Consider the following 10,441-nt stretch of genomic DNA (forward strand, 5'->3'; position numbering starts at 1 on the left):
TTAATTAATTTTAGTTTTGGATGAGCCGATAACCATAAGGAATAATTTTCCTTGAGGTAATGGTTTATGTCGTTGAAGAAGTCGTCCCTGATTGTCCTGTTCTCACTGCTTTTCTTTTTTGTTGTCAGCACTGCTACCAGCGTTGGCCTCATCATTAAAAGTAATAATTCCCTGGATAACGTCAACAAAGAGATCCAGGTTGTGCTCTCCATTATTGACCCCATCAACCATAGCCGCACGCTGCGCGTCAGGGTGATGGAGTACGTGAAGATGGTGGAAGCGGGCAACGCGGCAGACGGAACTGCAAAGCTAACCGCCGTGAAAGAGGCGCTGACCAAAGCGGACCACGCCTTTGCGGCCTTTATGGCTTCACCGCGTCTGACGGATGAAGCCCCGCAGGTGACTGCCTATCATGATGCCTGGCAAAACTACCGCAACCAGGGGCTGGCGCCGCTGATCGATGCCGCCGAGGCGCACGATGTCGCCAAATTTAACGCGCTGATCCCGGAAGTCTCCCGCCTTGACCGTCAGTACGAGATCGTTCTCGACCAGGTCCTTTCCATTCATCAGAAATATGCCAAAAGTCTTAACGAGGATGCGAGCAGCAACTTTGTTTCTGGCCTGGTGATGATTGCCGTTATCGCCTGCCTGTTTGTGCTGGTGATTATCGCCGTCAGCCTGCTGATGAAGCGATTTGTCTTCGCGCCGGTTAACCTTGCCCGTGAACACTGCAGCCAGATTGCGGCGGGCAAGCTGGACATACCGGTGCCCGTGAAGGGCAGCGCCGGGAATGAAATCGATCACCTGATGGGTTCGATGGAACAGATGCGTCAGGCGCTGCTCGCCACTATCGCCCAGGTGCGCGACGCGAGCCATACCGTCACGCACGCGGCGCAAGAGATCGCCTCCGGGAATATCGATCTGGCTTCACGCACCGAACAACAGGCATCCGCACTGACCCAGACCGCAGCCAGTATGGAAGAGCTGAGCGCGACGGTGGCAAATAATACCGATAATGTATTCCAGGCCGGGAAGCTGGTGCAGGATGCGGTGAAAAATGCCCACACCGGCGAAGCGGTGACCCGCGAAGTGATCGAAACGATGAACACCATTGCGGCGAACTCGAAGCGCATCGAGGATATTACCAGCGTCATTAACAGCATCGCCTTCCAGACCAACATTCTGGCGCTCAACGCGGCGGTTGAAGCCGCGCGCGCGGGTACGCAAGGCCGTGGCTTTGCGGTTGTTGCCAGCGAAGTGCGAACACTCGCTCAGAAAAGCGCGGTGGCGGCGAAGGACATTGAAAGTCTTATCGCGCAGTCTGTTTCCAGCGTGAAAAACGGTGCGCAGTTGGTTAACCGCTCGGGAGACGTTATTGATTCGATTATTTCTTCGGTAAATAAAGTGAATACGCTGATGGAACAGATTTCCGTTGCTTCGGAAGAGCAGAGTCGGGGGATTGGGCAGGTCGGGCAGGCGGTGACCGAGATGGATGGCGTGACCCAGCAGAATGCGGCGCTGGTGCAGCAGTCTGCCGCAGCGGCGGCCTCACTGGAAGAGCAGGCTCAGCAGCTTTCGCGGAGTATTTCGAGCTTTAGATTGCCGGTGCAGGCGTAAGCCTTTGACATGTGCCGGGTGGCGCTGACGCTTACCCGGCCTACGAAACCTGTAGGCCCGCGCAAGCGTCAGCGCCGCCGGGCAATAACCGCGAATGTGCGGCCAGAGTCATTATTTCATTTTCCCCAGCAATATTTCCCGCCCTCATCCGTCTACCTCATCACACGCCATAATCAGTTACTGTAAACGAGGTAAACACCATGAGAGATTTTGAACTGCACGGCAGAGGTCGCGGACGCGGATTCGGTCGCCACCGTATGGGTAAGGGTTTGATCATCGGCGCGGTGATTTTCATCGCACTCGGCCTGCTGGTGATGACCCTGTGGAACGCATTACTCCCCGCCATACTCGGCGTGAAAGCCATCGGCTTCTGGCAGGCGCTGGGCATTCTGGTACTGAGCCGCATTCTGTTCGGTGGGTTGGGCATCAGGCCTGGCATGTTCGGGGCACACCGCCGGATGCACGAGCGCTGGATGAACATGACGCCCGAACAGCGTGAAGCCTTTATTCAGCAGCGCCGCGCTGGGTTTGGACGCCACGGCCACTGTGGCTGGCGCGACCATCGTGATGAAAAGCGCGATGACAATGCGACGAAAACGCCGGAAGCAGAGTGAACGAGATGAAAGCCGGTGAGGCAGGTGAATCATTACTGGTCTCGGCGCTTAATGCCTGCCGCGCCCGCCTGAAGGCATTCATTCGCGGGCGAACGGCGGTTCGCGATGATGCCGACGATATCCTGCAGGAAGTGACGTATCAGCTGATGAAAGTGGAACAGCCGGTGGAGAACGTCGCCGCCTGGCTGTTTCGCGCGGCACGCAATGAGATGACCGACCGGGCGCGGAAAAAGCGCGAGGTTTCGCTCGCTGGCGACTTTACCGCTGACGACGACGAGGATTTCCCCGAAGAAGAATTAGCCGAAACGTTATTCGGCGTGCCGCAAACGCCGGAGGAGGAGTATCTTAAATCGCTGCTGTGGGAAGAGCTCGAGCAAGCCCTGTCGGAACTGCCGCCGTCGCAGCGGGAGGTATTCGAAAAAACGGAATTTCAGGGGTACAGCATGAAAGCGCTGGCGGATGAAACGGGCGACACGGTGCAGGCGTTGTTATCCCGCAAGCACAAGGCCGTGCGATTTTTGCGTAGTCGCCTGCAGGATATCTATGAAGCGTTGACAGGGGATTGAAGTTCGACCACTCTGAAAAACAATATGTTAGAGGGATCGTTATGCTTCAATTGCCTGCAAAGAAAAACGTGCTGTTACTTGCTGCTCTGATGGTTTCAGGAGGGGGCAACGCGGAAGAGACGCTGCCTGATGCCGTGAAGAACTTCAGTGAGCAGCAGGATATCAAGATCCTCAAGAAGATTGACGCCCCAGGCGGCGCGCCGGCCTGGCTGGGACAATACCAGGACATGGGCGTCACCCTTTTCTTAACCCCTGACGGAAAGCACGTGGTTTCGGGGTATCTGTATGATGAAAAGGGGAAAAATCTCAGTGAGGCCTATTTCCGGAAAGAGATCTACGCGCCGATGGGGCGTGAAATGTGGAAAAAGCTCAATGCAGCACATCCGCTGAAAGAGGGGGCTGACGCTGCGCCGCGTAAAGTCTTTGTCTTTGCCGATCCGTTCTGTCCGTACTGCAAAGCCTTCTGGGCCGAAGCGCAGCCGTGGGTGAAGGCGGGCAAGGTCCAGCTGAACACGCTGCTGGTTGCGTTTCTCAACCCCAACAGCGGACGTAACGCCTCAGCCATTCTGAATGCCAAAGATCCGGTCTCGGCCTGGAAAGAGTACGAGCTTTCCGGTGGGAAAAAATTGCCCAAACCAGACGCTGCGGCGACGCGTGAAACCGTCGAGATCCTGCAGAAGCATCAGGCATTAATGGACAGTCTGGGGGGGAATGCCACTCCGGCGATTTATTATCTGAATGAAGAAAACGAACTTCAGCAGGTAATGGGACTGCCGAACGAGAAGCAGCTGGTAGAGATGTTCGGGCCGAAACCCTGATCGGGGCGGGCAGAAACGGCGTGTTCCTGCCCGCGTTTACCCTCTCAGCTACCCCAGCGCCCGCGGAGATAGCTTACCGCGTCCTGTGTTTGCGGCTGGTTGAGATAGTCTTCGCGGAACAGGATGGTGCCATTCACGTTGGGCAGTGAATCGTTCAAATCGAGCTGTTTCTTCAGCTCGGGCACGCCGCCGTTAACCGTCCAGTCAGGCTCATTTTTAGAGGGTGCCCCCACTTTGTAGAACGCGATGCCGATGTAAAGGCGGGTATGGGTCGGTTTCACCACATCAGCCCACCATTTGGTCAGAACATCATAGCGCGCGGCGTCGCGGGCGAAAGGCCAGTAGATCTGCGGCGCGATATAATCCAGCAGCCCCTGTTGAACCCATTTACGGGTGTCGGCGTAGGATTCATCATACGCGGCAGCACCGCGCGTGTCAGAGCCTGCCGGGTCAAAGGAGCGGTTGCGCCAGACTCCCGCCGGGCTCACGCCAAACTCAACGTTGGGTTTTGCCTGCTTAACCGCACGGGAGACCTGCACGATCAGCTCTTGCGTATTGTGACGTCGCCAGTCTGCTTTTGAGGCAAATCCCTCGCCATATCGCCTGAAGGTATAGGCATCATTCAGGGTCGACCCGGGCGTTTCTGTGTAGAAATAGTCGTCGAACTGCACGCCGTCTATCGCATATTGCCTCACTACCTCGGTCACCACCTGGGTTATCCAGTCACGCACCTCCGGAATACCCGGATCGAGGACGAAACGATCGCCTGAGGTACGGATCCATTCCGGGTGCTGTACGTAAACGCTGGAGGGGTGCAGTGACGATGTCCGGTTTAACGCGGCAATGGTCGAAGGTTTGGTGTTCGTGGATACGCGGTATGGATTGAACCAGGCGTGGACCTTCATGCCGCGCTTGTGGGCCTCATCCAGCATAAACTGCAGCGGATCGTAGCCCGGATATTCCCCAATGGTCCCCGTCAGGGTATCTGACCAGGGCAGAATTTTAGATGACCACAGCGCCGTGCTGTCTGGCTTCACCTGAAAAAATACGGTGTTGATCCCGAGGCTTTTCAGCTTATCGAGTTTGTCCGTCAGCGCCTGCTTCTGCATCGCGATACGCTGGTCAGCGCTGCGGCCATTCACCGATGCCAACGGCGGCCAGTCGAGACGAGAGACGGTCGCCAGCCAGATCCCGCGCATCGGCTCGTTTGCCTGCGGCGTCGGTTTGCTCGCTGTGGGGAGAGGGGTAACCAGCGATTTGGGTGGTTTTGAGGTGCAGCTCACAAGTAAAAGCGCGCAGGCAGCCAGCGCACCAATCCGTTTTACGTGTCGCGTCATTTGCGTTTTAGCTCTTGATAATCCGACTGTTAGCCCAGGGATTAAAGGCGGGCGCCTCCTGCTCGGTGCTTACCTCATCGTTGAGGGAGTCCAGATACAGGGCTTCAACCTCCGCGCGCGCCCACGGGGTGCGGCGCAGAAATTTCAGGCTCGATTTAACGCTGGGATCTTTTCTGAAACAGTTAATTTTGATTTGGTCGCCCAGCTCGCTCCAGCCATATTTCACCACCAGGGCGTTGACCATCATCTCCAGCGTTACGCCATGTAAAGGATCGTTAGAAATGTGTGCAGTCATAGGCGTCCGGATATCTCAATGTTTATGGGGGCAGGGTTACCGGTGAAAGGGTACAAGAAAGCAGGGGAAGCGGCAATTTAAGCGTGAGGTTCTTCACCCCTGAGGGGTGAAGAAAAGGAAAAAACGTTTATTTTTTATCTTTAAACAGCTCCGGCGCCCACGGACGCGGATCCACCTCCATAAACGGCGCGCGCTCGAAGCGGTCCTTCAGCGCCCACGGCACCGTGCAATCGAAAATTGTCTTACAGGAAATGCCGTTTCCGCGAATTGAGTTGCTGTAGTCCGGCGACTGGGACGGATCCAGCTGGTGGCCGCGGATCCCAGGAATATTGGTGATGCTCACATCGCCCTGCATCCGGGTGGTCATCGCCCACAGGATGTCGTCGCTGTCGAAAATATCCACGTCTTCGTCCACAAGAATAATGTTTTTCAGCTCCGAATAGGTGGCTAAGGCAATGAGCGCCGCCTGGCCCTGCCGTCCTTCGTCTGACGGCTGGCGTTTTTTCACCTGCAATATCCCGAGAAACTTACCGCCGCCCGCGGTATGCGCATAGACGTTTTGCAGGAAGCCCGGAATCGCCTCCTCAACGGCATTGCGGATGCTGGCCTCCGTCGGTAAACCGGCCAGCGTGGTATGTTCTTCTCCGGGTCCCACCAGCGTTTGCAGGATTGCGTGATGGCGCATGGTCACCGCTTTCACTTTGATCACCGGCAGGGAGGGGTTCGCCTCTCCGCAGTAGCCCGGGAACTCCGGCATCGCGTGGCCGGTATTGGTGTGCTGATCTTCCCGTACGCGCACGCCCGGAAGCAGTTCGCCTTCGATGATGATTTCCGCCCGCGCAATGGCTTTCTCTTTTACCGCCACGCCCTGCACCAGTTCGACCGGCTGCTGGCGCAGCGCCCCGGCGACGCCCAGCTCGTTGTAGCCAAACGGCGTGGTTGGGGCCTCAAAGCACGCGCCGATATAGATGGCGGGATCGAGCCCCATGTTGATCGTCACCGGCAGCGGTTTGCCGGCCTCTTCGGCCTTTTTGCGGAAGACTTCGATATGGCGACCGGCGGCAAGGAACATGGAAAGCTCGTCGCGCTCCTGGACGCAGAGACGGTGGATGGTGACATCCGTGAGCGAGCTATCTTCAGGATCGCTTGCCAGCACCAGCCCCAGACAGAAGAACGGGCCCGCATCAATTGGCGTGTTTGTCGGTGCCGGAAGCAGTTTGCGAAGGTCGAAATCAGGGTCGTCCGCGTAGAAAACCTGCTCCTGACAGGGGGCCTGCGCGGCCGGGACGACAACGGGCGCCACCGGCTTTTTCACCGCCTGCCCGACGTGTTTTGCCAGTTCAGAGGGCTCGCAGCCCAGAAGGAGCGCGGCGCGCTCGCGGCTGGCGTGCATGCCCACCAGAATGCGGGAGCCCGGATAGCCCTTCACGCTGTTGAACATCATGGCCGGGCCCGTACGGGTCGGACGTTTTACCGTGCCGCCCGCGCCGATATGACGGTAGACTCCCGCCAGCTCCGCGTTGGGATCGACCGGATAATCGGTTTCAAGATACTGCCCTTCGTGGCGCTGAAGCAGGGCGATGGCGCTGCGGAGATCGTTGATCGGGTTTTCCATATTTTCCTCCCTCGGTTGAATACCTCCATTCTTATGGCAATGAGTAATAGCATCAATTGCATCATTACTGCTAAATTGATAAGTAAATTATTATCAAATAAGGAGGGGTTTCGTGCAGTTTCGTCAGATGCGCCATTTCATCGTCGTTGCCGAAGAGCTTCACATGCACCGGGCCGCCGAGCGTCTGAACATGGCGCAACCTGCGCTGAGTCAGCAGATAAAGGCGCTGGAGGAACGTTTAGGCGTCACGCTCTTTAGCCGGGCGAACCGTCGCTTAGCCCTGACTCCCGCTGGTGAAGCGTTTCTGGTCAAAGCCAGGCTCGCCATCTCCCTGACCGAGCAGGCGGTTCTGGACGCCAGGCAAACGGCAAGGGGCGAGCAGGGGGTGTTAAACCTGGGGTGCGTGTCGAGCGCGATGTTCGACGGCAGGCTGCCCGCCGCGCTGCGCCAGATGCATACGCGCTGGCCGGGCATCACCATGTCGCTGGTGACGGGAAACGTGCAGACGCTCTACGCGGCCGTGCAGAGCAATCAGCTGGATGTGGCCATTATCCGGGCTCCCTTGCCCACGCTGCCTGACGATCTGCAGAGCCGACCGTTTACCGCCGAGAAAACGGTGCTGGCGCTGTATCGTCAGCATCCGCTGGCGGGCTCATCCGCGCTGACGCTTTCGTCGGTGAAAGACGAAAAATGGATCTCCCTGCGCGACCCGGAGGGAATGGGGCTGGAACAATATTTCTATGACGCCTGTAGCGGGGCGGGCTTTCAGCCGGACGTGGTGCAAAACGCGACCGACGTGCCGACCGTGATAAGCCTGGTCTCGGCGGGGTTTGGGCTGGCGCTGCTGCCCGCGTCAGCAAAGGCGGTGAGCGTCGAGAATGTGGTTTACGTGGACATCCTCGACCGGCTCCGGGAAAGCGAGCTGACGCTGGTTTGCCACCGGATTATTCGCTCAGAGGTGCTCAAAAAGTTTCTGCTTACCCTCGATCGCACCTGACGCCCGGCGGCCTGCAGCAGCTCGCGCCCGTTTATTTCGCGCCGCTGGCGTCCCGGTTGGTATAGGTGACAGGGACCCATACATAGCCGCCGTTTTCGCCCCGGGTGACATAGCCGATACCCGGGAACGGCAAATGGGGGGCGGCAACCAGGTCTCTGTCTTTCGCAAAGTCCGCAAACGCATGTTCGCGCACGCTTGCCGCTTTGTTCTGATCTTCATCGTAGGTAATGGTCACATCAGGCTGGGGGAACTGGACCGCCGCGGCGTGAATGATGTCGCCAACAAAGGTGATCGTCTCGCCTTTGCTTGTCAGCGTGTAGAAGGCTGAACCCGGCGTATGGCCGGGATGAACCGTACCGGTCAGCCCCGGGAGAATGTCAGATGTGCCGCTAAAGGGCACCACTTTACCGGCGTCAAGATAGGGCTTTAAGGTCTTCTGCGCGACGTCAAAGTAGTTCTTGCCGTAGCCGGTTTTTTTCTGGTTATCGTCGTTAAAGAAAAAGTCGACTTCCGGTTTGCCAACAAACACGCGCGCGTTGCTGAACACCGCCTTGCCATCTTTCACCAGGCCGCCCGCGTGATCGGAGTGGGCGTGGGTCAGCAGAATTTCAGTAATGTCCCCGGGTTTTATACCCTGTGTGGCAAGGCTCTCAATCAGACGGCCGCCGTTGCCGGGGCCAAAGAGCTGGCCTGAGCCGGTATCCACCAGAATTTTATGTCCGGGCAGCGCAATCAGGAACGCGTTAATGGACACCTCGGCCGGGTTGGTCTGGAAATTTTTCGCGAGCAGCGCATCAATTTTTTGCGGCGTGGTCCGGCGCAGCAGCTTGTGCAGATCCTGCGCTACGCTCCCGTCCGTAAACGAGGTGACCAGAACGTCGCCGACCTGAACGCTGTATCCGCCCGCCGGTTGTTTAACAACGTGCTGAGGCGTCTCTGCCGACGCCTGCAGCGCAGGGTAGAAAAGCAGTGAACTGGAAATCAGCGATGAAAGAGCCAGTTTTTTTACGGTAAGCATGAGAGTCTCCTTTGAAAGCGCTAGCATGAGAGCGTAAACCGGAATTCATGTAAATACATCCCAGAAGAGGTGAGTATCGCCCGGCGGCGCTACGCTTGCACGGGCCTACATTCTGGACGTAGGCCGGGTAAGCGCAGCGTCACCCGGCAAAATTCATGGTTTCCAGCTGTCCGGCGTGGCTTTGGACCAGGATCCATAAGCGGCATTAGGTAGCACAATCCAGTCGTTACCGAAGTGTTCAGCGCTGGCTTCAACCAGCTCACGCTGCTGCTCGCTCGGCTTTTTGTTTTTAAACTGCACGGCAAAATCCGGCAGGCTGTCGCCAAACAGCATCACTATCTGCTGCTTTTTGAGGATGCTCTGGCGACGCTCTTCCTTGCTGGTCGTATCCAGAAGCACGCTTTCATCGGATACCTGCGGAAGTCCCAGGGCTTTTAACGTCCTGAGCGTATCGGCTTTATTTTCCTGCATGCGGTCCGAGACATAATAGATACGGACATTGCTTTGATTCACATGGTCAAGAAACGCCTTCGCGCCAGGAATTAAGCCGGGTTTTCCCTGTTTCTCCCAGTCGCTCCAGGTGTCCCATTTTGTATAGTCATGACACTGCTCCGTATCGCGCACCAGCAGAGGGGTGTTATCCAGTACTGTTTCATCCAGATCCATTACCACGGCGTAATTTTCAGGCGTTTTAAGGTCTTTTACCTTTTCGTTGAAACGCTCGGTGGCAAACCGATACGTTTGCAGCTGAAGAGCCATAATCTCTGCCGATTTCTGCTGATAGCGCAGCGCCATTTCGTACGCTTTGGGTTCACACAGGTCGCGCTCAGCGGCAGTCGCCGCTGCCGTTGCACTCAAAACAGGTAATGCCAGCAGTAATGCCTTAGCCATTGAATTCACACTTCTTTCCTCAACACCGTGGTTAAAATCCCGAAAGCGTAATGAAATCTAATGACAGAAATATGAAGGCGGCGTTGCTATACCAGCATGTAATACCAGAACAGGGCGACCTCGTCTTTTTCCGGCATGGCGTTGTACAGATAGCGATCGTAACCGCCAAGGGTAAAACCATATTGACGGTAGAACAGACAGGCTGACACATTCACGTTTTGCGTCTCAAGCCGTAACCCGGCGGCATTAACGCTGCGGGCCCAGACGTGGGCGGCGGCCATCAATTTTTGCGCGGCACCGGTTCTGCGTTTTGTTCGTTCAACGGCAATATAATCCACTGAGATAAATTTATTCCAGCTCATTGAGGCGGTGATAAATCCGGCAATTTCACCGTCATCCGTTTCGGCGATAAGAAATATAGCGTCCGGGTTAACGCAGTGGTTTTCAAGGGTTTGAATGTCGAGCTCATAGGTTTTTGTCCAGGGCTCGGCGACGGCATCGATATGCAAATCGCAATGGATAAAGGGCTCTCGCGCAATATGGCTAATGGTGAAAGAAAAGTCACAGCATTCAAGACGTACGAGGTCAGTATTTAATCCTTTTCGAATCTGCATAGTATTCCCTGTGGTGAGTTATTTCATAAAGAATAGACGAAGCGGTTAAATCCGCTGAG

The 10,441-nt window shown here is 56.4% G+C and carries 11 protein-coding genes; 5 read left to right on the forward strand and 6 right to left on the reverse strand.

All coding sequences use genetic code 11. The features are described from left to right. Positions 1-66: 66 nt before the first annotated feature. From KK102_RS01295 to dsbG, 4 genes are all read left to right on the forward strand, one after another. Complete coding sequence (locus KK102_RS01295; protein WP_216356757.1) at positions 67-1,617, forward strand: methyl-accepting chemotaxis protein; 1,551 nt, start codon at positions 67-69, stop codon at positions 1,615-1,617. Between the two features lie 200 nt (positions 1,618-1,817). Next, positions 1,818-2,231, forward strand: a complete 414-nt coding sequence (locus KK102_RS01300; protein ID WP_126544715.1) for a hypothetical protein — start codon at positions 1,818-1,820, stop codon at positions 2,229-2,231. Between the two features lie 5 nt (positions 2,232-2,236). After that, entirely contained in the window at positions 2,237-2,797 is a 561-nt protein-coding gene (locus KK102_RS01305; RefSeq protein ID WP_185805597.1) for an RNA polymerase sigma factor, read from the forward strand. Positions 2,798-2,838: 41 nt separating this feature from the next. Next, the gene (gene dsbG / locus KK102_RS01310; RefSeq protein WP_126544713.1) at positions 2,839-3,615 is read left to right on the forward strand and encodes a thiol:disulfide interchange protein DsbG; all 777 of its coding nucleotides are present in this window, start codon (positions 2,839-2,841) and stop codon (positions 3,613-3,615) included. Positions 3,616-3,659: 44 nt separating this feature from the next. Here dsbG and KK102_RS01315 read toward each other — a convergent pair whose 3' ends face one another. The 3 genes from KK102_RS01315 to KK102_RS01325 all read right to left on the reverse strand — a co-directional run bounded on the left by KK102_RS01315 (position 3,660) and on the right by KK102_RS01325 (position 6,862). Beyond that, positions 3,660-4,952, reverse strand: coding sequence for a glycoside hydrolase family 10-like protein (locus KK102_RS01315; RefSeq protein WP_216356758.1), 1,293 nt, complete (start codon positions 4,950-4,952; stop codon positions 3,660-3,662). Between the two features lie 7 nt (positions 4,953-4,959). Then, on the reverse strand, positions 4,960-5,247 hold the full coding sequence (locus KK102_RS01320) for a VF530 family protein (protein WP_216356759.1): 288 nt from the start codon (positions 5,245-5,247) through the stop codon (positions 4,960-4,962). A gap of 127 nt (positions 5,248-5,374) precedes the next feature. Continuing rightward, positions 5,375-6,862: a UbiD family decarboxylase gene (locus KK102_RS01325; protein ID WP_126544710.1), complete on the reverse strand. Its 1,488-nt coding sequence runs from the start codon at positions 6,860-6,862 to the stop codon at positions 5,375-5,377. 112 nt (positions 6,863-6,974) lie between these two features. Between KK102_RS01325 and KK102_RS01330 the strand changes: the two genes are divergently transcribed. After that, positions 6,975-7,859: a LysR substrate-binding domain-containing protein gene (locus KK102_RS01330; RefSeq protein ID WP_216356760.1), complete on the forward strand. Its 885-nt coding sequence runs from the start codon at positions 6,975-6,977 to the stop codon at positions 7,857-7,859. A 31-nt stretch (positions 7,860-7,890) separates the two neighbouring features. Here KK102_RS01330 and KK102_RS01335 read toward each other — a convergent pair whose 3' ends face one another. From KK102_RS01335 to KK102_RS01345, 3 genes are all read right to left on the reverse strand, one after another. Further along, the gene (locus tag KK102_RS01335; protein WP_216356761.1) at positions 7,891-8,877 is read right to left on the reverse strand and encodes an MBL fold metallo-hydrolase; all 987 of its coding nucleotides are present in this window, start codon (positions 8,875-8,877) and stop codon (positions 7,891-7,893) included. 153 nt (positions 8,878-9,030) lie between these two features. Beyond that, positions 9,031-9,777: a 5'-nucleotidase, lipoprotein e(P4) family gene (locus KK102_RS01340; RefSeq protein ID WP_216356762.1), complete on the reverse strand. Its 747-nt coding sequence runs from the start codon at positions 9,775-9,777 to the stop codon at positions 9,031-9,033. A gap of 77 nt (positions 9,778-9,854) precedes the next feature. Next, on the reverse strand, positions 9,855-10,382 hold the full coding sequence (locus KK102_RS01345; RefSeq protein ID WP_126544706.1) for a GNAT family N-acetyltransferase: 528 nt from the start codon (positions 10,380-10,382) through the stop codon (positions 9,855-9,857). Positions 10,383-10,441: the final 59 nt, after the last annotated feature.

Origin of the sequence: Enterobacter quasimori, from assembly GCF_018597345.1 — a bacterium.
In the GTDB taxonomy this organism is placed as follows: domain Bacteria; phylum Pseudomonadota; class Gammaproteobacteria; order Enterobacterales; family Enterobacteriaceae; genus Enterobacter; species Enterobacter mori.

Excerpts from the sequence above, each read along its gene's own strand:
- KK102_RS01320 (WP_216356759.1), bottom strand. The coding sequence starts at position 5,247 with ATGACTGCACACATTTCTAACGATCCTTTACATGGCGTAACGCTGGAG.
- KK102_RS01315 (WP_216356758.1), bottom strand. The coding sequence starts at position 4,952 with ATGACGCGACACGTAAAACGGATTGGTGCGCTGGCTGCCTGCGCGCTT.
- KK102_RS01300 (WP_126544715.1), top strand. The coding sequence starts at position 1,818 with ATGAGAGATTTTGAACTGCACGGCAGAGGTCGCGGACGCGGATTCGGT.
- KK102_RS01345 (WP_126544706.1), bottom strand. The coding sequence starts at position 10,382 with ATGCAGATTCGAAAAGGATTAAATACTGACCTCGTACGTCTTGAATGC.
- KK102_RS01325 (WP_126544710.1), bottom strand. The coding sequence starts at position 6,862 with ATGGAAAACCCGATCAACGATCTCCGCAGCGCCATCGCCCTGCTTCAG.
- KK102_RS01335 (WP_216356761.1), bottom strand. The coding sequence starts at position 8,877 with ATGCTTACCGTAAAAAAACTGGCTCTTTCATCGCTGATTTCCAGTTCA.
- KK102_RS01305 (WP_185805597.1), top strand. The coding sequence starts at position 2,237 with ATGAAAGCCGGTGAGGCAGGTGAATCATTACTGGTCTCGGCGCTTAAT.
- KK102_RS01295 (WP_216356757.1), top strand. The coding sequence starts at position 67 with ATGTCGTTGAAGAAGTCGTCCCTGATTGTCCTGTTCTCACTGCTTTTC.
- dsbG (WP_126544713.1), top strand. The coding sequence starts at position 2,839 with ATGCTTCAATTGCCTGCAAAGAAAAACGTGCTGTTACTTGCTGCTCTG.